We start from the raw sequence: 21,426 nt of genomic DNA, 5'->3' as shown, positions 1-21,426 counted from the left end.
GTATTTAGTTTAAAAAACGGTTATGCCAGCTATCTGAAGCAGGCACCTCCCAATCTGATAAATACTCCCCTTTATTATTCACTAAATTATTGAATACAATGGTGTTTTTACTAACCGCTTTTTCTTTAGCCATTTTTCTAAAGTCAGTTAAGGTTTTATAAGCGACAAATTCTCCTTGCTTATAACTAACATTCATTTTATCTAAAAGGTCTACATTATACTTCTTTTCTAAATCCTGTATAAACTTTACAGAACTATCTATAGAACAACCTGTAGCCGCATTTAGTTCCTGATCCAAAGCCAGTGTGATAAAACGTTTATATTTTATATCATATGAAGCTTTAAGATTTGCTCCATGCGCGGTCCATTGTGTAATAAAAGATTCTAATTTTGAAGTGATCTCTTCCAGTTCTTGATCAGTAAAAGATCTATTTGATTGATATATCCAAACTCTAGAGGAATCTGGTAATTCAGTAAAAGGTACTAGCATATTTTGTGGAGTTATATTTTTACAAAGCTACTTTTTTAAAGGGATGGCTTCAAATATAGTACCACTAAAATGTTGAAGTTAACGGCATATTAATTGTTAAATATTTGCGAATAATATTTAAAGTTGAAATTTTATAAATCTTTAGCATTTGCAATCATTTCCGCAACATCCATAACCTCAATCTTGCCTTCCTGATTCTTACCTTTAACTCCATCTGTCATCATCGTATTACAAAATGGGCAGCCTGCTGCAATAATGTCTGGCTTAACTTCCATTGCCTGCTCAGTACGCTCTATATTTACGTCTTTATTTCCCGGTTCTGGCTCCTTAAACATTTGTCCACCACCGGCACCACAACAAAGACCGTTAGATTTACACTTACGCATTTCTACCAATTCCACTTCTAATTTCCTTAGCAGGTCTCTTGGAGCTTCATACACGTTGTTAGCACGACCTAAATAGCAAGGATCATGAAAAGTAATTCGTTTTCCTTTGAATTTTCCACCCTCAACTTTTAATCTTCCTTCTTCTAAAAGTGATTTTAAAAAGGTAGTATGATGCATCACCTCATAATTCCCGCCTAAGGCAGGATATTCATTTTTAATAGTATTAAAACAATGAGGACACGCAGTTACCACTTTTTTAATCTCGTAACCATTAAGAACTTCAATATTTGTTACAGCTTGCATCTGAAAAAGAAACTCATTACCAGCTCTTTTTGCAGGATCTCCAGTACAACTTTCTTCTGTTCCAAGAACAGCAAAATCTACTTTAGCTTCATGTAATAACTTCACAAAAGCCTTAGTGATTTTTTTAGCTCTATCATCAAAACTTCCAGAACAACCTACCCAGAATAAAACCTCAGGTTTTTTTCCTTCAGCCATATATTCTGCCATTGTAGATACTTTGATTACTTCTGCCATTCTAAATATTTTTAATAATTCTAAGGTTCATTGTATATTATAAGAACCTAATTTATAGTAACTTAAATAAATTCAATTGAAGTATAAATTCAATCTAATTTTCTTTAGCCCAATTTAATCTATCCATTTGATTGTATGGCCACGGTGCTCCATTATTCTCTATATTGGTCATTGCATTTGCAAGATCTGATGGAGCTGCACTTTGTTCCATCACCAAATAACGTCTCATATCTAATATGATGGATAAAGGGTCTATTCCTATAGGACAAGCTTCTACACAAGCATTACATGTAGTACAAGCCCAAAGCTCTTCTCTTAAGATATAATTATCTAGCAATTGCTTTCCATCATCTTTAAAGCTTCCTTTTTCATTGATAATGTTTCCAACTTCTTCCAATCTATCTCTGGTATCCATCATAATCTTACGTGGAGATAGTTTTTTACCAGTTTGGTTAGCTGGACATTCTGAAGTACAACGTCCACATTCGGTACAGGTATAGGCATTTAAAAGCTGCACCTGATTAAGGTCCATTACATCTGAAGCTCCAAATTTTTCAGGAACATCATCTTCAGATCCTTCAGCAGGGATCGCATAAGGATCTGCATCTGGATCCATCATTAATTTGACTTCATTAGTTACTGCTTCTAAATTATCAAATTTCCCAAGAGGGGTCAATTTAGATAAGTATACATTCGGAAATGCTAAAAGTATATGTAAGTGTTTTGAATAGTATAAATAGTTCAAAAAGATCAAAATTCCAACTATGTGTAACCACCAGGCAGTTCTTTCTATAATAATTAGGGTTGCATTACTAAAGCCTTCAAACCAAGGCAACAAAAACTGACTTATAGGAAAAGAACCTGCAATACCAGCATTCTGAGCATAATGATCTGCTCCATTAAGTTGTAACTGGTAATCTGCACCATTCATTGTTAAGAACAGGATCATAAGAACCATTTCGAAATATAAAATGTAATTAGCGTCATTCTTAGGCCAACCCTTCAGTTCACTGCCTAAAAAGCGATAGATATTGGTCACATTTCTTCTTAACCAGAAAATGATTACTCCCAACAATACAAGTAAGGCCAAAATTTCAAAAGTGGCGATTAGGAAATTATAGCCAGATCCAAGAAACGAAAGTATTCTATGCGTTCCAAAAACACCATCTATAATTATTTCTAATACTTCTATGTTAATTATTATAAATCCAAGATAAACTATTATATGTAGAAATCCAGCAAAAGGTCTTTTAACCATTTTAGATTGACCCATTGCAACCTTTGCCATTTTAGCAAAGCGCTCTCCTGGATTATCTGATCTATCTACTTTTCTACCTAATTTAATGTTGCGAATTACACGGCGAATATTGAATACGAAAAAACCAATACCGGCCACTAGGACAATAAAAAAAGCAATCTGAGCAATAAGTTGCATATGTTATTCTATTTTAGAGAATCTTTTGGAGCTTGATAAGATCCGGGCTTTTTACCGAATAATGAGAAATGTACATATCTTTTTGGATTCAATTTAAGATCTTGTAATAATTCTTCCAACTGCTTAGTAGCACGGTCTAAATTATTATACACTTTATCATCATTAAGAAGCTTGCCGGCAGTTCCTTTCCCATCGTTCAAGTTGCTCGATAATTGCTCGAAATCTGCAATTACTGCTTCAAGGTTCTTAGTCATTCCATTGAGATCTACCTGTGCTAAGGTATCAGAAAACTTATTAAAATTACCAGACATCTCATCTAAATTTGTAAATGTTCTATCAAGCTTTTCAGAATTACCTGCAACTATCCCGTTTAATGAAGTAGCTGTACTTTTAAATGAGCGTACCGTTTCAGCCAGATCATTAAAAGTGGAAGATAAATTGTTTCTGGTTTCAGGATTAAGAACCTGATTAAATGCTGTAAGTAAAGAATCTGCACTAACAATAACTCGCTCTACTTTTACTTGCAAAGGTGTAAGTCTTTCATTTACAAGCTCCATGATACCTTCTTCAATATCACTAGGTAGCGTATCACCAGATTTAGCCATTATTTTAGACTCATAATCTGGAACAATAGCAAGAGATTTTCCGCCTATTAAACCACCACCATAAATTTGAGCTAAACTATTTCCTGAAAATTCAAAATCGCTGTCTACACTAAATGTCACTAGAAGTATTCCCGTACCATCTAAAAAATCGATTCTATTTACTTGGCCTACTTTTAAACCATTAATAGTAACTGCCGATGATGGGGAAAGACCCTCTACATCTGCATATACTGCGTGAAATTTGCGGCTGGAATCTAAGAGATTTTTACCTTTAAGAAAACTATAACCAAAAATCAATATTACAATGGCAACAATTGCCAGGATACCAGTCTTAACCTCTTTAGTATATTTCAAAAGTATTTTTTTTAGATACGTGCAAATTTAGAAATAAATATAGTAAAGTCCCGCTATTTGGCCTGTGATTTTAACGCGTCGTTAACTGTAATTTTATCCCCATCCTTAAAAGCAACTAAATAACTTGTACTATAACCCTTGGTTTTGGCTTGTGAATGCAAACTTTGGATCTGGGAATAACTAGAAGTTGCTCCAAAGTAATACTTATATAATTTCCCTTCTTTTTCTCGAAAAACAGGGGTAAGACCTTTAAAGTTTGTTGATTTAGGCTCTAACTTTTTAGAGCTTGCAGCAAGTTGTACTTTAAAGGTTATGCCTTCATAGTTATCCTTAAACTCCTCTATTTTGTTTTCTTTAGTAACTACCTCTACTGGTGCATTCTTTTCCAAATTATCTAATACCCCGAGATTAATGCTGTGGCTATAATCCTTAATTGCGTCTACAATAGCATCAGCCATTTTATTTTGACCGAAAGAACTGTTTAAGTATGGACCTTCTTCTTTATTAGTCAAGAATCCCGTTTCTATTAATACACTAGGCATGTAGGTTTGATGAAGAACAATAAACCCTGCTTGTTTCACGCCCCTATCCGTACGTTTTAAATCGTGCGTGAATTTTTTCTGAACAAAATCTGCTAATAAGATACTTTGATCAAGGTATTCTTCCTGCATGATAGTCATACCAATAGAAGACTCAGGAGAATTAGGATCAAAACCATCATAGGTCACTTCATAATTTTCCTCAAGAAATATTACAGAATTCTCTCTTTTAGCAACTTCAAAATTTGTTGAATTTCGATGGATTCCTAGAACAAAAGTTTCTGTTCCTGCTGCTTGGGAGTTATGGGCATTACAATGCACAGAAATAAATAGATCTGCCTTTGCATCATTTGCAATTTTCCCTCTTTGCTCTAATGGTATAAAAACATCTGAATCTCTTGTATAGACCACTTTTATGTTCTTATCTTTTTCCAGCTCGGCTCCTATTTTTAGGATAATACTAAGTGCTATATCTTTTTCTTTAAATCCACCCCCCCTATTCCCGGGATCTTTTCCACCATGTCCGGCATCTAACACTACAACGAACTTAGATTTTTCGGTGTAGTTTTTGTTGGGTGTAGAAGCAGATATCAGGATACCTGTTAGTAATAAGACTAAAACTTTAAGACTGTTAGTTTTCATATATAGGTTAACGATTCGGTTAGAGCAATTATTTTATGATTGATTTTTTTAATTTCCCAAAAGGAACCTAAAAAAATATATGTAATTTTGACTATTCAAAAAGCAAGCCATTCTTTACAAAAATAGCACTTATAGTATTGCAGACAAACTCACTTTATATTCTTTTTACAATTGTTTTAATACTGCTATTCCCAGTTTTATCTCAAGGACAAGAAATAAAATCAGAAAAAGAAATTCGTGTTAGCGCGCAGAGGGACAGCACGTTCACTGTTTCTGATTCTCTTTCTGCTGCTACTACGAAATTAGTTACTACATCTATACAATCTGACACTCTAAAGAAAAAACCTTCTTTATTAACCGATGTTGTGGCTTATAAGGCTGAAGATTATATGCGATTAAGCCCAAGTGAGAACAGGATGTATTTGTATGATCAAGCTCAGATCACCTATGGAGAGATGGTAATTACCGCGGGACTTATAATTTTAGACAACGAAAAAAACGAAGTTTACGCTTTTGGAATCCCAGATTCTCTCGGTAATTATTCACAAACTCCCATCTTCACACAAGCTCAAAACACAGTAAGGCCAGACTCTATTCGGTTCAATTTTAAATCTAAGAAAGCGCTTGTCTATAATTCTAAAACTGAAGAAGGTGCGTTTAAGGTTAATGGTGAGGTAACTAAAAGAGAAAATGATTCTGTTTATTACATGCAAAATGTAAAATTCACTACTTCTGAAAATGAAGAAGATCCAGATTATTATTTTTTTGCTAGGAAAATAAAGTTTGTACCCAAAAAGAAAATTGTTACTGGATTGGTAAATATGTACATAGCAGATGTACCTACTCCACTTGGTTTACCTTTTGGTTATTTTCCTTTAACTGAGGAAGAAACATCGGGTTTTATCATTCCTTCTTTTGGACAAAGCAATAATCGCGGATATAGTTTACAAAATGGAGGATATTACTTTGCGATAAGTGATTATGTAGATCTATTGGCTCTAGGTGATTATTACACCAACGGGAGTTATGGCGTAAGGCTGGAGTCTAGTTATGCTTTACGTTATAAATTTAGAGGGAATCTGAGTTTTAGATATGAGAATCTTTTAAATAGTGAACGTGGCTTCCCAGATTTTTCGCAAAGTTCTGTTTATAATTTAAGGTGGAGTCATTCTCAAGATTCTAAGTCCAGTCCTAGTTCAAGGTTTTCTGCTTCTGTTAACTTGGGTAGTAGTAATTACTATCAAGAATCGGTGAATCAGACCAACACTGCGAATTTTTTAAATAACACCTTGAGTTCATCTGTATCTTATTCTAAGACTTTTCAGGGAGAACCTCAGGTAAATTTGAGTGTAGCAGCTACCCATACTCAAAACAGCAATACAGGAGCAATAAACATGACCTTGCCTACAGTCCAAGGAAGTGTTTCAAGAATTTACCCATTAGCTCCAAAACTAGGTTCAAAAAAAGGAATTATAGAAAATATTAATTTTCAGTATAATTTTAGAGGAGAGAATAGAATACAGACATTCGATTCTTTATTCCTTAAACCAGAAATGTTTAAAGATGCAACCTATGGGGCGCAGCACAGCATTCCAATCTCTACAAACTTTAAATTACTTAACTATTTAAGTGTTAGTGCCAATGCCAATTATGAAGAAAATTGGGTGTTTAAAACATTTGATAGATCGTACGATCAGGAAAATGATGAAGAAGTAATAGACACCATAAATGGTTTTGATTCCTTTAGAACATATAATTTTAGCACCAGTATGGGAACTACTATTTATGGAATGATGAATTTTGGGGACGATAAAAAAATCCAAGCCATTCGCCATGTAATGAGACCATCTATTAGTTATAATATAAATCCAGGTTTCGATCAATATTACGATCAATATGAAATTGAAGATGAATTAGATCCTACGAGAAATCAAATTGTAGATTATACCAGGTTTGAAGGCTCTTTATTTGGTTCCCCGGGAAGATTATATTCTAGTTCTATTGGAATGTCTGTTAGTAATACTCTAGAGGCCAAGGTTCGAGACAGGGATAGTACAGCTACTGAAGCTAAAAAGATAAAATTGCTTAACAATTTCAGCGTAAGCACTGCTTATAATTTAGCTGCAGATTCTTTGAGTCTTTCTCCAATAAGTGTACGTGGAAGTATCCCGATTATTCAAGATAAGCTAGATATTAATATAGGTACGAATTTGGATATTTATGCCTTAGATAATAATAACAATAGAGTAGATAAGCTTAATATTAATAATGGAGGGAGTTTATTTAGAATGACTTCGGCCAATGTTAGCTTTGGATATTCTCTGTCCAGTAAAGATTTTGAACTGGGTGGTGAGAATAAAGATAAAACAGAGAATGAAACCTTTAGAAACGGAGGTCGACCAGATGATCTTTTTGGAAAATCTACAGATATAGATGGAAAATTCTATGACGAAGAAGAAGATGTATTCGAAAAAGATGAAGATAAGAAGAAGAATGAATGGTACCAATACAAAATCCCTTGGGATTTAAGGTTGGCATATACAATGACTTATAGTAATAATGCACGTCAAAATGAAATCTCTTCACATTCCATTATGTTTTCGGGAGATGTAGAATTGGCACCAAAATGGACAGTTGGAGCCTCCTCTGGTTTTGATATTAAAGATGCAGGATTTACTTATACGCAATTAAGATTTCAAAGAGATCTGGACAGCTGGAGAATGAGTTTTAACTGGGTTCCATTTAGCTCGCGTAGTTCTTGGTTCTTTTTTATAGGAATTAAATCTTCTATCTTAAGTGATATTAAATATGATAAACGACTAGAGCCAGACAAAAGCTTATAACTAAAACTTTTTATTATGAAAAAAATAATCAATACTTCCAACGCTCCTGCTCCTATTGGACCTTATAACCAGGCAGTTTTAAATGGAGATATGCTATATACTTCGGGTCAAATTGCAATAGATCCAAAAACCGGGAATTTAGTTACAAGTTCTATTCAAGAAGAAACTGAATTAGTAATGGAGAATTTAAAAGCTATTCTTACTGAAGCAGGAATGACTTTCGAAAACGTCTTGAAATCTTCGATCTTTATTAGTGACATGAATAATTTTGCACAGATAAATGAAGTTTATGCTCGTTATTTCAATGCAGAAACTGCTCCAGCCAGAGAAACAGTTGAAGTAGCTAATCTTCCAAAATTTGTAAATGTAGAAATTAGTGTAATCGCTTCTAAATAGCTTTCATCACTAATCTTGCGGTAGCAGGATTAGTATCTAACGGAATATTATGAGCATCACACATCCTCATAAGCAAAAAATGTCTGGTTTATGTGGATGTATATCTAACGGATCTCTAAAAAAGATTACCATTGCTAGTTTTACTTTACCAATCTAGATACAATTTGAGCATCTCGCCAGATGGTCCAGATAATAATTTCTCTACCTCAAAACCGGCTTCTTCGTTTTTGCTCCCGTTGTACAGTGGCAATAAGCTTAATATGTTTTGAACGAAGAATCTCCTTGTATTTATTTAAACACTAGGCCATTTCTGGTTTTTCCCCATTTTGAGCTATACTCGCAATTGTCATATTCTAAGTTGATAAAATGTCTGAAATTCTTAATAGTTCTAGATTAATAGCATGCTTTTCTTTTAAAGCACTTTCTAAGGTACAGGATTCAATTTGATTATTTACAAAACCTACCATCAGATCTTTTTGCCCATCTAGCAATAATTCAACTGCTTTCACACACAATCTGCTAGCTAAAACCCTATCAAAACAACTTGGACTTCCTCCACGTTGTATATGACCAAGAACTGTAACTTTAGAATCATAATCTGGAAGATTCTTTGTTACATATTCTGCTAATTCAAAGACGTTCTTACCAATCTTGTCTCCTTCAGAAACCACTACTATGCTAGAAGTTTTACCTGAATTTCTACTGCGCTCTAAAGAACATAATAATCGTTCCAGCCCAAGATCTTCTTCTGGGATCAAAATTTCTTCTGCACCAGCTCCTACTCCACTATTCAATGCTATAAATCCTGCATCTCTTCCCATTACTTCCACAAAAAATAATCTATTGTGAGAACTGGCAGTATCTCTAATTTTATCTATCGCTTCTACTACGGTATTTAATGCAGTATCATATCCAATGGTATAATGAGTTCCAAATATGTCATTGTCTATAGTGCCCGGAACACCTATCACGGGAATGTTATGCTCTTTACTGAAGATCTGTCCTCCTCTAAATGTTCCATCTCCACCAATAAGAATCATTGCATCTACTTCAGCTCTTTTAAGACTATCAGCAGCCTTTTGTCTCCCTTCTGGAGTAAGAAACTCTTTAGATCTGGCCGACTTTAAGATAGTTCCACCTCTGGAAATGATATTTCTTACGCTACGCGCATCCATTTCCACAAAGTCTCCCTCAATCATTCCTTGAAATCCTCGATAGAATCCTACACATTGTATATTGTAGTAGGCACAAGATCTTGCCACAGCCCGAATTGCAGCATTCATCCCTGGAGAATCACCGCCAGAAGTCATCACGCCTATTCGTTTGATAGTGTTCTTCATAAATACTTCTTTGAATTTTAAAATTACAAAGTAAATTTGAAACTGTTAAAATATGAGGCTTTATTTAACCGAAATTTAATTTGAGTTTTTACTAATGATCATTCTATGGTTCTAAGTTCAGTAGCAAAGATATTTTTTTAGGCCTTAAATATCAGTTGGTCCCTCACCCTGATTTGGTTGTAGCGTTTTTTAATTAACAGTTGAGATGAAATTCTAAAACAAGTTTGGCATCATGAACTGTTTAATATGAATCAATCTTATAAAAAATAGAAGATCATTATTGTTTTGGGAAAACTATATACTTTGGAGCTAAAGATTTAGCAGATTCTTCTTGCTCTTTTTCTTCAACAGATTTTACGATCTCCTTATTTAAAATCTTTCTTATTAATTCTTTAAAAGTGTCAAAATCTACCGAATAGGAAAGTCCAATTCCTTGGGTAAACCCGATTTCTTCTCCTATAAACTGAATATTGTTTTCTCTGTTAAAAACTTTAGCACGTAAACTACCATCCTCATTCAGCAAAAACTCAATCTCTACATCTCCTACAATTATAGATTCAGTAACTCCTCCCACAGGGACTCCAACTTGCCCATTTATAAGCACTCTATTGGTTATTTGTGTAGATAAGGTTAATCCAAATCTATCTACCGTTTGCTGATCTGGAGTACGGTCTCCTTGTACATAATTTACACCTACCTGGAATTTACCATCTTCATCAGCAAAAATATCATTTACTAATGAAGAAGCTCTTTCTACTAAGTTCCCGGTTATAGCATTTTGTCCAAGTGCAAATTCACTATAAAATGATCCTTGAGTAACCAAGAATAATGCTTGCAGTTCTCTGCTAGCTCTATCGCTTATTCTATATTCTAATTCTGAACGTACCACTGAGCTGGCATTAGGAAATTCTACATTAAAAGTAATATCTGGCTGTGCAATTTGACCTTGTAATAAAATAACTACTTCTACAGGGATCTTCCTGTTGATTGATGGATTTTCCAATAGCACTGCCGGGTTAGCGTTTACTTCGTATACTGCACTAACGTCTAATTGTGCCTGGGTTGGATTCCCATCCCAGTTAATACTACTTCCTGAGCGCACCTGAAACACCTTCTGGACTAAACCTGCATATTTAAAATTATAAACTCCCTGATAAACTACAAAATCTCCCCACATATTAAACTTCCCATTGGTATTGATCTCCAATAATAAGTTTCCTGCTCCACGACCCCTAAGAGTACTTCCGCTGGTTTGATCTACTACCACTTCCACTTCTGCATCATTAGTAATATCCAAATCAAAATTTAATTCTAAGCCCTTTACTTCAGGAATTTGAATTGGGATCCCGGCTAGACGTGATGCTTTTTCCTCAGGACTTAAAAAGTGGATATACGAGTTATCTCCAATAGATTCGGTATCATTTAATGGGATTTTAAATACCGTACCCTTGGCAGTAGAGGCATTCACATCTATCACTAACTCATCTGTAGGTCCTTTTATACTCGCAAAACCATCTATAAATGCAGTTCCATAATATAAAGCGTCTTCAGTAGATTCTGTATCTAAAACCAGTAATCTGTCACTGGTTACACTAAGATCTAAAAACCATTCTTTAAAGTTCTTATGAGAAATAATTCCATCTAAAATTCCTGATGTTTTATATTTAGTATCTACTACTTCTATCTCATCAAAATTGAATTGCTGCTTGGTGAGGTTTACTGTAGCATTTTCTTTAAAATCTAGATCTACATTTAAATAAGGCACTCGAAGACCAGCTTTTTCCAAAGATAATTTCCCTGTGATATCTGGATTTTTATAATTACCACTCACCTTTGCATCTCCAGATGCAAGCCCTCTAATATTATCTATCGCATCTCTTCCTAGTGCACTAAATGCGGCGAGATTGAACTTTCGAAGGTTCACATCCAAATCTATTGTTGGACTATTCCCTACATTAATACCTCCTTGAGCATTCAAAGATTCAAATCCTTTATTAGTTAAAGTGGCATCTATATTATAAAAAGTAAGATCCCCTTTACCATCTACATCGAGCTTTAAATTACCCAATGGGTTATCGTTAACTGCAAGATCCTGAATAGTTAATGATGTGTTTGGATAATACGTGCCCTTTTCTTGGAGTAAATTCAGCTTTCCATTTAGCGTACCAGCAATATCCAAGCTATCAATATCTGGTGTTATCTTACCTACATCTACATTTTCGAAGGCTATTTTGAAATCTTTATAGGTGCTATCTTTTAAATTTCCATTTAATCTGATAAATTCTTGCTCATGGCTTAAAACCAATGAATCTATAACAACATCATTAAATTTATTGTCGAAAACAATCTTGTTGCTTCTATTATTATTTTCGTTTAAGAACCAAATGTTCTCTTTAAATTTCACATCAGATTTTTGAATTCCCACTACAGATTTATTCTGTTCATTAATGGTATGATAAAAGTTAAGATTGAAAACATCCTTGTTATTCCTACCTCCTTGAAATTCTGAACGTATAAATAATGTATCTCGAAGGGTTACGTTAATAAGGCTAAATTCTGAAAAATTATAGTATTGGGTTGAAACACTATCTGCTTCTACATAAGTATTATAAATAGGATTATTGTTGTCTACTTGAATATTAATATCCTTCATCATATTCCCAAAAGCTTCGATCTTAGGTGATTTAAAAGTGAGTTTAAATTCAGATTCATCAGATTCTATTCTTCCTCGAATAAAGGTATTTGGCGCAAGTGCCACTTCTGGAAAGAATACTTCTACAATCTTGTTATAGATATCAAAATCAAATTCTAAATATTGATCTGTTGTAATTACATTTGGTCTATAGTTAGTGTAAATACTTCCTATAGAATTCATTATTAAAGCGCCAACTTCAGAAACTTTAAATTTTCCAACGACCTGACCGTTAATTACATCTGGAGAATTTACGGCGATGGTTCTAACCCCTTCAGCATCAAAAGTGGAATTTACCTCTAGATCATCAAAATAATATAGATCGGTTTGGTTTTGATAAGAAGTATTTAATAATAAGACTTTTCCCGCAACATTATCCAAGGTGTTACCCTGCATGTTTATTAGAATATCTCCCTTTAATATTGAAATGCTATCGCGAGTAATTAAATTTAGCTCATGAAGATCTGCATAGGCTATCGATGCCTGAAAATCATACACGTTAACTTTCTCTGAAATGTCTACTAGACCATTGAATTCTAACTTAAAATTAGGGTCATTAGAGTTGAAATTTCCATTAAACACAGAGTTTCTAACATTACCAAGGATACTGATATCTGAATAGGTATAATTTTTAAAGTTTAATCTTGAAATTTTACCTCGAATTTGAGTGTTTAAAGATTCCTGAGTAAATCCGCTCCCATTTATATTCAGATTTAAACTTGTCTTGCCCAGATCTTTATTATCTAATAGCCTACCGATATTGAATTGATTGAAAACCAGATTTCCTTTATAATTAACATCTTGATTGTTACTTATATTATTCATTACAAAATCTGCCTTAGCACTACCTAACTGAGTATTTATAAGAACATTTGCCTCTAAGGAATTTTTTGTGACCACCGTTTTTCCTTTCAGACTTAAATTTCCAAATTCACGAAGCGTTAATGGCAATTTATCTTTTAAAATTGAAGGTAAAAAATTAACTAGATCATAGTAATTTGAAGCCAACTCGTTAAAATCTCCAGTCAGCACAAAATCATTCATCCCTTCTGAAAATGCTCCTTTTAGATTTATAAATCCGTCAATCCGGCTTCTGTCCATCCCCTTAAGATCTAAGTTTTTTAGATCAAAATCATTCAATGTTCCCTCTAGGTCTGTTGTTATTTGTATGTTTTGATTGCTTCCGAAGGCTGCATAAAAATTAACCAGATCGTTCGTAGAAATGTTTGAGTCGTTAAATGAAGCTTTGAGCTGAACTTTGTTTAGAAAATCTGAGAAATCCTCTAGGATATAGTTCATCTCAATTGATCCATCTAGTTTAGAATACGGTGTTATTAGCAGAAAAGATTCTAAATTCATATTAGTAGGCGAATACGAAAAATCCGTTTTTAGGTCCCGAATATCTATTCCACGTCCTTCTTCAGCCTGTAAAGAATTTATTCGCACCTTAAAATTTTGATCTACCACATCCAGATATTCTGCTTGCAGCTCTAGCTTATCCAGAATAATCACTTCTGGATAAGTAATATTTTCATCTACATAGCTGTAATACCCATTAGAAATAAAGATATCCCGAACCTTTAAAGTGAATTGTTTTGGTTCTCCAGTGGGCTCAGTTTTTAATTTATCCAGAAGAATACTAAGGTTATCTGAGTCTTCTCCTTTATAGCGTTTCATCTTAAAAATAAAGCCTTCTGCTGTAGAACTTCCTAGGTTTGGATTATTGGCTATTAGATTAGAAATTCCAAGTATAGAAGTGCTAAATTCCTGTATATCAAGTAAGGTGTTTTCGTGATGATCTTTTACAAGAACTTCGTTTAGTTTAACTTTTCCAAAATATGACAGGCTAACTCTACCTACAGACACATCAATATCTGAACGTTCTTGTAAAGAATTTGTTATCTTTTTTGCCACCGAAGTTTGCACGGCAGGAATAGAAAATAAAATCAATAAAAAAACGAAAAACAACAGTAGCGCTACTACTGTTCTAATTAGTATTTTCAAGAATTTTTTGATATGCTTTTATGTTTTAACTTTGTAAACAATATTAACAATTAATATGCCTACCTTTTCTTAATGGCTTCCCAAAATATATACATTCTGGCTATAGAATCATCTTGCGATGATACAGCCGCCGCTATACTAAAAAACGATACTTTGTTATCCAATATTGTTGCTACCCAAGAGGTGCATCAAAAATTTGGGGGTGTTGTTCCAGAACTCGCGTCTAGAGCCCATCAACAAAATATTGTTCCTGTTATTCATCAAGCAATTGCTGAGGCAAATATCGACAAAAAAGACATATCTGCAATTGCATTTACTAAAGGACCTGGTTTAATGGGTTCTCTTCTTGTAGGAACTTCTTTTGCGAAATCCTTAGCCTTAGGACTTAACATTCCTTTAATAGAAGTGAACCATATGCAAGCGCATATTTTAGCACATTTTATTAAGGAGCAAAATTTTAAAACCCCTGAGTTTCCGTTTCTTGCTCTCACCATTAGTGGTGGCCATACCCAAATTGTAAAAGTTTCCAGTCATTTTGAAATGGAAGTTATTGGGCAAACGATAGATGATGCGGTGGGTGAAGCTTATGATAAAAGTGCTAAAATTATGGGACTACCCTATCCTGGTGGACCTCTTATAGATAAATATGCACAGCTTGGAGATCCAAAATCGTATAAATTTACTAAACCAAAAGTAGGTGGATTAGATTTTAGCTTCAGCGGATTAAAAACTGCTATTCTTTACTTTATTCAGAAACAGGTAAAGGAAAATCCAAATTTTATTGCAGAAAATAGAAATGATATCTGCGCCTCTATTCAATATACCATTGTAAATATCTTAATGGACAAGCTTAAAAAAGCCGTAAAAGAAACAGGAATTAATCAAATTGCGATTGGAGGCGGAGTTTCTGCCAATAGCGGTATTAGAAAAGCCTTAAATGAAGCAGAAGGCAAATACGGCTGGAAAACCTATGTTCCAAAATTTGAATATACTACAGATAATGCAGCGATGATTGGAATTGTTGGCTATTATAAGTACTTAGCAAAAGAATTTACAGACCTTTCTGTAACCGCTCAACCACGATATAAAATTTAAGAAGATGCAGTTATTTTATCATCCAGATATATCAGAACAGGCTCAACAAATCATATTTCCTCGAGAGGAAAGTAAACATATAGTGAAGGTATTACGCAAAAAGGAAGGTGATCTTTTGCATGTTACTAATGGGAAAGGTTTTTTATTTATTTCTGAATTAACTCTAATCACGGCACAACAGTGTATCGCAAAAGTTATTGAGGTTAAAATAGAAGAAAAACCTAAGTACTACTTACATCTGGCTGTTGCTCCAACAAAAATGAACGACCGCTACGAGTGGTTCTTGGAAAAAGCAACTGAAATTGGAGTCATGGAAATCACACCAATTATATGTGATCATAGCGAACGTAAAGTGGTTAAATTAGATCGTTTTGAAAGAGTCTTACAAAGCGCTATGAAACAATCTTTGCATTTCACTTTACCTAAACTTAATCAACCAGTAAGATTCTCTGAGTTTGTAACTGATACTCCAGAGGGTAGCAAATTTATAGCTCATTGTGAAGATGAGTTAGATAAAAAATCATTGCAAAATTGTTTGGAATTTGGCGAAAGGTCTATTGTTTTAATTGGTCCTGAGGGAGATTTTTCTTCAGAGGAAATAGTTCTGGCAAAACAACATGAGTGGAAACCCGTAAGTTTAGGGAACACAAGATTAAGAACTGAAACCGCTGCGATCGTAGCTTGCCATACCGTCGCATTATTCAACGAAGAATAATTTCTAAATGAAAAAAATTGTTGTTATAATTCTTTTTTCGTTCCTCGGAATCACTATGACTTCTCAGGAAATTGCTTTATTGAAATATCAAGGAGGTGGAGATTGGTATGCAAACCCAACCGCACTACCTAATCTTTTAGAATTTTGCAATCAAAATATTAATACTGCGTTTAAAAATAAAGTCGAAACTGTAACACCTGGAAGCAGTGATATCTTTCAGTATCCGTTCATCCACATGACGGGTCATGGAAATGTGTTTTTTAGTAATGATGAGGCTAAAAATTTGAGATCTTATTTATTAGGAGGCGGATTTCTACACATAGATGATAATTATGGGATGAATAAATATATAAGAGCCGAATTAAAAAAGGTCTTTCCTAATAAGGACCTACTGGAGTTACCAGCTTCTCATCCTATTTTTAGCAGTGCTTTTAATTTTCCAAACGGATTACCTAAAATTCATGAACATGATGGTTTAGGGCCACAAGCCTTAGGTTTATTTGAAAACGAAAGACTTATCTTGCTATTTACTTTTGAAAGTGATCTTGGTGATGGCTGGGAAGATCCTGCTGTACATAAGGATCCGCCAGAAGTGAGGTTGAAAGCTCTACAAATGGGAGCAAATATTATTAAATATGTTTTTGAAAATTGAGTTTACAACTAGACCATTCCCGACATTCTGAATCTGACAATAAATTTCCTATTATTATTCTTACAGATAATTTAATGGGTGAAGCCAATATAGGAAGCTTATTTAGACTTGCTGATGCATTTAATATTGAACAAATTATTTTTTCAGGAACACCAATCAATTTAAAAAGTAACAGACTGCGAAGAACGGCACGTGGAACCTTTGAAAGAGTAGATTTTAGTCATACCGAAAATACTATTGAAACTATTGAAAATTATAAATCCAAGGGTTATGAACCTGTAGCTCTGGAAATTACATCAGATAGTAAACCTTTGGATTCCTATGTGCTAAAAAATGATTCTAAAATTTTACTTATAGTGGGTAATGAAAGACATGGGATTAGTGAGAAGATTTTAGGTATTGTTCGAGACAAAGTTCATATTCCTATGTTTGGAAACAACAGTAGTATGAACGTTTCTCAAGCTACAGGAATAGCTTTGTATGAATTTTCAAAAACCTTTCTTTACTTTCGTCAGAAATAATATCTTTACCCTGTGAACGCAAAAACATTTTCTTACGGGATATTAAGAGCTTTAGGGATTCTATTCGGAATCTTTCTTCTTTTATTCTTTCTATTTAAAATCCAATCTGTTCTAGTTTATATAGCTATTGCGGGGGTAATTTCTTTGATAGGAAGACCCATCGTTATCTTTTTAAGATCAAGACTTAAAGTGCCAAATTTGGCAGCAGTTATTATCGTGCTCCTTTTTGTCCTTGCAATATTCGTTGGTATAATCCTAGTATTTGTTCCTATTGTCATTGAGCAAAGTCATCATTTAGGACAGATAGACATAGAGGCATTTAAGAAAGACATTAATTTAATGAACGATCAGATAAATGATTATCTGGGTGTTAAGGACATTAACTTAATGGAAAGCTTAAAGCAAAGTGAGCTTGCTCAGAGTTTTGATGTAAATCTTATTCCAAAATTTTTAAATAGTGTTTTTGGAATTTTAGGAGCTACCATGATAGCAGTATTTTCCATTATGTTCATTTCTTTTTTCTTACTAAAAGATAGTAAGTTGATGTTAAATAGTATTCTGGTTTTTGCTAATAAAGGAGAAGAAGATAAATTTCAAAGAGTGTTCAATAAGATCAAAATATTGCTTTCTAGATATTTTGTAGGTCTTACTATGCAGGTATTTGTGTTGTTTATTCTCTATTTTTTGTTACTAAGTATATTTGAAATTAACAATCCACTTGCCATAGCATTTATATGTGCTGTTTTAAATTTAGTGCCGTATTTAGGCCCAATTTTCGCTGGGATTCTAATGGCTTTATTTGTTATTTCAAGCAATCTTGGTGCCGATTTCCAAGTTGTGATTCTTCCAAAACTAATTTTTGTAATGATGGGTTATTCCATTTCTCAATTAATAGATAATTTAATAAGTCAGCCATTAATTTTTGGGGCCAGTGTAAGATCTCATCCCTTAGAAATATTTCTTATAATCCTTATTTCAGGGCTTTTATTCGGAATTATTGGAATGGTAGTCGCAATTCCTTTTTACACAGCCTTAAAGGTGATCGCAAAGGAATCTTTAAGTGAATATAAGATCGTTAAGAGACTTACAAGAGATCTTTAAATCCCATTAGCTTGAACAAAGCACTCTTACATCCAGTTGTCAAAAAGTTTATTCAGGAGCATCTTTACGAAGATCTTACTAAGCTTATTTTAAAAGGCTCACTTTTTCCGGGTGTTAGTATTCAAGAAATTGCAACTCAAGTTTCGGGATTAAAAAAGGCTAAAAACAAATTACCTACTTGGTTTGAAAATCAGGACATTCTCTATCCTCCAAATTTAAATTTAGAACAAACATCTTCAGAAATTACCGCAAAATATAAAAGCGAGCTAATTAGCGGAAATACACTAATCGATCTTACTGGCGGTTTTGGAATAGATGATTATTATTTTTCGAAGAAGTTTAAGAAAGTTATCCATTGTGAGTTAAATAGAGAACTCTCCCAATTAGCAACACATAATTTCAAATTCTTAGGGGCAGCAAATATAAAAACCCATATTGGAGATGGCTTACAGGCATTAAAAGAATTAATTGAAAAAGTTGACTGGGTGTATTTGGATCCAGCTCGTAGAGATGACTATGGAGGTAAAGTTTTTCTATTAGAACAATGCACTCCTAATGTTCCAGATAATTTAAAACTATTATTTCAAAAATCAGATAATATCTTAATTAAGTCCTCTCCACTGCTGGATCTTTCTGCTGGAGTCACTGAACTGAGAAAAGTAGTGGAAATTCATATCGTATCTGTAAATAACGAGGTCAAGGAATTATTATGGATCTTGAATAGAAATATGTCGAAGGAGATTAAGATTAAAACCATCAATATCTCTAATAAAGAAACTCAGGTTTTCGAAGCACTTTTTGATGAAGGAGCTGGCCCTTCAATATATAGTCTTCCGTTACATTTTCTTTATGAACCCAATCCGGCGATTATGAAAAGTAAGCTTTTTAGTGCCTTATCTTCTGAAACAAACACTTATAAACTCCATGCTAATTCTCATTTGTTTACTTCTGAAGAATTACAGCCCTTCCCAGGGAGAAGTTTCAAAATCATTGAGATTATTCCATATAATATGAAAGCTTTAAAAAGATCTCTCAAACTTAAAAAGGCGAATATTACCAATAGAAATTTCCCGAAGTCTGTAAACGAAATTAGAAAAGAGCTAAAAATTGAAGATGGTGGAAATGATTATCTTTTTTTTACAACAGACTTAAACAATGATAAGATTGTTGTGGTTTGTAGAAAAGTGTGAACTATATCTGAGATCCTTCGCCAAGCTCAGGATGACAAACCCTCGTCAAGCTGAACTAGATTCAGCTTCTATTTTATTTCATAATCATTACATAAAGATCCTGAAATAAATTCAATATGATGTAATGGGACGATTTGTCCTTCTGAGCGCAACGCAACGAAGCGAAGAATCTCAATTAAGAAAAATTCAACTTAAAAAGACATCCCTCCTATTGTCGGGATGGTACACCTTAGTCAAGCTGAACTTTATTCAGCTTCTATTTTGTTTAATAGTCACTCACCAAAAGATCCTGAAATAAATTCAGGATGATGTAATGGTACGATTTATCTTCTGGGAGCAACGCAATGAAGCGAAGAATCTCAATTAAGAAAAATTCAACTTAAAAAGACATCCCTCCTATTGTCGGGATGGTACACCTTAGTCAAGCTGAACTTTATTCAGCTTCTATTTTGTTAATAGTCACTCACCTAAAGATCCTGAAATAAATTCAGGATGACGTATGGTACGGTTTGTCATTCTGAGCTCAACGTAGTGAAGTGAAGAATCTCAATCAAGAATAATTCAACCTAAAAAGAGATCCTTCGACAAGTTCAGGATGACAAAGCCTATTCTCTCAAATCTAGAAATGATATAGGCTTCCTACTTCCTAACGGGTTTTTTAAACTATTTATTTCAGAATTACTCACCATTTCAATTTTAGGAATCACATGCAAGCGTGTTTGAAAATGCTGATTTAACTGCTCTTGCTCCAAGTCAGATAATGAATTAGAAATTTTAACAAGCAATAGATCCATTTCAGTTTCATCTTTTTGTACAATGACCACAAAATTAGAAATAGTATTAAATTCTACAATTACATCTATAATATGCTGCGGGTATAAACTAGTACCTTTATATTTAATATGTTGCTTCTTTCTGCCCAAAACAGGACTTAATCGCAATGTATTTCTACCACATTTACATAGTTCATTTGTATAACTCACCAGATCTCCTGTGGCAAAACGCAAGAGCGGCATAGTTTGCACTTGTAATGTGGTAACCACTAGCTCCCCAATTTCTCCCATTTTCACAGGATTTCCAGTTTCATCTAAAACCTCTGTATAAACTAATTCAGGTTGAATATGATTTCCCGTATGATGTTCACATTCTGTGAAGGCTGTAGCCATTTCTGTAGAAGCATAGGTAGAAAATAAATCTATTTCCCATAGCTCAGTGATCTTTTTGCCCAAAGCATTCAATTCAAAATTCTGATCTCTTAGAGGTTCACCTATACAAATAGCCGCTTTGACAGAGGAATTCTTATAATCTATTCCATTCAAAACAGCGTATTCTATCATTTTCAGTAAAAATGAGGGAACTGCAACCAAATAATTCGGTTTAAAGCGCTCTATAGAATCCCATTGTAAATGTGGTAATCCACTTCCGGTTCTAATAATTCCTGCACCAAGCTTTCTTAAACCTAAGAAGTAAGCCATGCCAGCAATGAACCTCCTATCTAAGGTCGTAGTAATTTGAACCTTATCTCCTTTTAAAATACCAGCAATTTTAAAAGACTGCATTTCATTAATTGCTAACCTTTCCAGATCTGCTTCATTTAATAAAAAATTTACAGGATTCCCTAAGGTACCAGAAGTAGTAACGTGATCTATGACATCTTCATGTGGAACACACAAGAAATCCTCATTATATTGCTGAAGATCTTCTTTAGTTGTTATTGGAATACGTTTGAGATCGGCTTCTGTTTTAATTTCGCTAACATCTACATTGTGCACTTTAAAAAGTTGCTTGTAGAATTTAGAGTTCTTTTGAAGATATAATAACTGCTTTTGTAATTCTAACCATTGAATTCTTGCAATTTTCTCTATAGGCTCAGTTTGAATGGGTGTCAT

General features: G+C 33.9%; 16 protein-coding genes. 8 read left to right on the top strand and 8 right to left on the bottom strand.

What is annotated here, in order from left to right; genetic code table 11:
• Nucleotides 1-4: 4 nt before the first annotated feature.
• The 5 genes from I130_RS14915 to I130_RS14895 all read right to left on the bottom strand — a co-directional run bounded on the left by I130_RS14915 (nucleotide 5) and on the right by I130_RS14895 (nucleotide 4,988).
• The gene (locus I130_RS14915; RefSeq protein WP_034925076.1) at nucleotides 5-490 is read right to left on the bottom strand and encodes a hypothetical protein; all 486 of its coding nucleotides are present in this window, start codon (nucleotides 488-490) and stop codon (nucleotides 5-7) included.
• A gap of 131 nt (nucleotides 491-621) precedes the next feature.
• The gene (locus tag I130_RS14910; RefSeq protein WP_034925074.1) at nucleotides 622-1,413 is read right to left on the bottom strand and encodes a (Fe-S)-binding protein; all 792 of its coding nucleotides are present in this window, start codon (nucleotides 1,411-1,413) and stop codon (nucleotides 622-624) included.
• Nucleotides 1,414-1,507: 94 nt separating this feature from the next.
• Nucleotides 1,508-2,848: a (Fe-S)-binding protein gene (locus I130_RS14905; RefSeq protein ID WP_034925072.1), complete on the bottom strand. Its 1,341-nt coding sequence runs from the start codon at nucleotides 2,846-2,848 to the stop codon at nucleotides 1,508-1,510.
• Between the two features lie 8 nt (nucleotides 2,849-2,856).
• Nucleotides 2,857-3,807 carry an MlaD family protein gene (locus I130_RS14900; RefSeq protein WP_034925070.1) on the bottom strand — a complete coding sequence of 317 codons (951 nt, stop codon included), beginning with the start codon at nucleotides 3,805-3,807 and terminating at the stop codon, nucleotides 2,857-2,859.
• A gap of 53 nt (nucleotides 3,808-3,860) precedes the next feature.
• Nucleotides 3,861-4,988 (bottom strand): N-acetylmuramoyl-L-alanine amidase, encoded by a 1,128-nt coding sequence (locus tag I130_RS14895; protein WP_034925069.1) that lies wholly within the window; start codon nucleotides 4,986-4,988, stop codon nucleotides 3,861-3,863.
• Between the two features lie 137 nt (nucleotides 4,989-5,125).
• Here I130_RS14895 and I130_RS14890 point away from each other — a divergent pair, with 137 nt between their 5' ends.
• Entirely contained in the window at nucleotides 5,126-7,831 is a 2,706-nt protein-coding gene (locus I130_RS14890; RefSeq protein WP_034925067.1) for a putative LPS assembly protein LptD, read from the top strand.
• A 15-nt stretch (nucleotides 7,832-7,846) separates the two neighbouring features.
• Nucleotides 7,847-8,227 (top strand): RidA family protein, encoded by a 381-nt coding sequence (locus I130_RS14885; protein WP_034925066.1) that lies wholly within the window; start codon nucleotides 7,847-7,849, stop codon nucleotides 8,225-8,227.
• A gap of 353 nt (nucleotides 8,228-8,580) precedes the next feature.
• On the opposite strand, the gene pfkA is transcribed toward I130_RS14885, so the two are convergent.
• Both pfkA and I130_RS14875 read right to left on the bottom strand, forming a co-directional pair.
• Nucleotides 8,581-9,567, bottom strand: coding sequence for a 6-phosphofructokinase (pfkA, locus tag I130_RS14880; RefSeq protein ID WP_034925064.1), 987 nt, complete (start codon nucleotides 9,565-9,567; stop codon nucleotides 8,581-8,583).
• A gap of 277 nt (nucleotides 9,568-9,844) precedes the next feature.
• Nucleotides 9,845-14,263, bottom strand: coding sequence for a translocation/assembly module TamB domain-containing protein (locus tag I130_RS14875; RefSeq protein ID WP_232224184.1), 4,419 nt, complete (start codon nucleotides 14,261-14,263; stop codon nucleotides 9,845-9,847).
• A gap of 72 nt (nucleotides 14,264-14,335) precedes the next feature.
• On the opposite strand from I130_RS14875, the gene tsaD reads away from it, so the two are divergent.
• Genes tsaD through I130_RS14845 form a run of 6 tightly spaced genes read left to right on the top strand, consistent with a single transcriptional unit; the run spans nucleotide 14,336 to nucleotide 19,537 of the window.
• Nucleotides 14,336-15,358, top strand: coding sequence for a tRNA (adenosine(37)-N6)-threonylcarbamoyltransferase complex transferase subunit TsaD (gene tsaD / locus I130_RS14870; protein ID WP_034925062.1), 1,023 nt, complete (start codon nucleotides 14,336-14,338; stop codon nucleotides 15,356-15,358).
• A gap of 4 nt (nucleotides 15,359-15,362) precedes the next feature.
• Entirely contained in the window at nucleotides 15,363-16,073 is a 711-nt protein-coding gene (locus I130_RS14865) for a 16S rRNA (uracil(1498)-N(3))-methyltransferase (RefSeq protein WP_034925061.1), read from the top strand.
• Between the two features lie 7 nt (nucleotides 16,074-16,080).
• Nucleotides 16,081-16,725 (top strand): DUF4159 domain-containing protein, encoded by a 645-nt coding sequence (locus I130_RS14860; protein WP_034925059.1) that lies wholly within the window; start codon nucleotides 16,081-16,083, stop codon nucleotides 16,723-16,725.
• Nucleotides 16,722-17,246 (top strand): TrmH family RNA methyltransferase, encoded by a 525-nt coding sequence (locus tag I130_RS14855; protein ID WP_034925057.1) that lies wholly within the window; start codon nucleotides 16,722-16,724, stop codon nucleotides 17,244-17,246. The genes I130_RS14860 and I130_RS14855 overlap by 4 nt, the downstream gene beginning before the upstream one ends.
• Nucleotides 17,247-17,258: 12 nt before the next feature.
• The gene (locus I130_RS14850; protein WP_034925056.1) at nucleotides 17,259-18,347 is read left to right on the top strand and encodes an AI-2E family transporter; all 1,089 of its coding nucleotides are present in this window, start codon (nucleotides 17,259-17,261) and stop codon (nucleotides 18,345-18,347) included.
• 11 nt (nucleotides 18,348-18,358) lie between these two features.
• The gene (locus I130_RS14845) at nucleotides 18,359-19,537 is read left to right on the top strand and encodes a class I SAM-dependent methyltransferase (RefSeq protein WP_034925054.1); all 1,179 of its coding nucleotides are present in this window, start codon (nucleotides 18,359-18,361) and stop codon (nucleotides 19,535-19,537) included.
• 605 nt (nucleotides 19,538-20,142) lie between these two features.
• Here the strand turns inward: I130_RS14845 and I130_RS14840 are convergent.
• On the bottom strand, nucleotides 20,143-21,426 hold the full coding sequence (locus I130_RS14840; protein WP_034925053.1) for a phenylacetate--CoA ligase family protein: 1,284 nt from the start codon (nucleotides 21,424-21,426) through the stop codon (nucleotides 20,143-20,145).

This window comes from Gillisia sp. CAL575, from assembly GCF_000403785.1.
In the GTDB taxonomy this organism is placed as follows: domain Bacteria; phylum Bacteroidota; class Bacteroidia; order Flavobacteriales; family Flavobacteriaceae; genus Gillisia.
The sequence above is the reverse complement of the archived record's forward strand: the minus strand, read 5'-3'. Positions and strand labels throughout refer to the sequence as shown.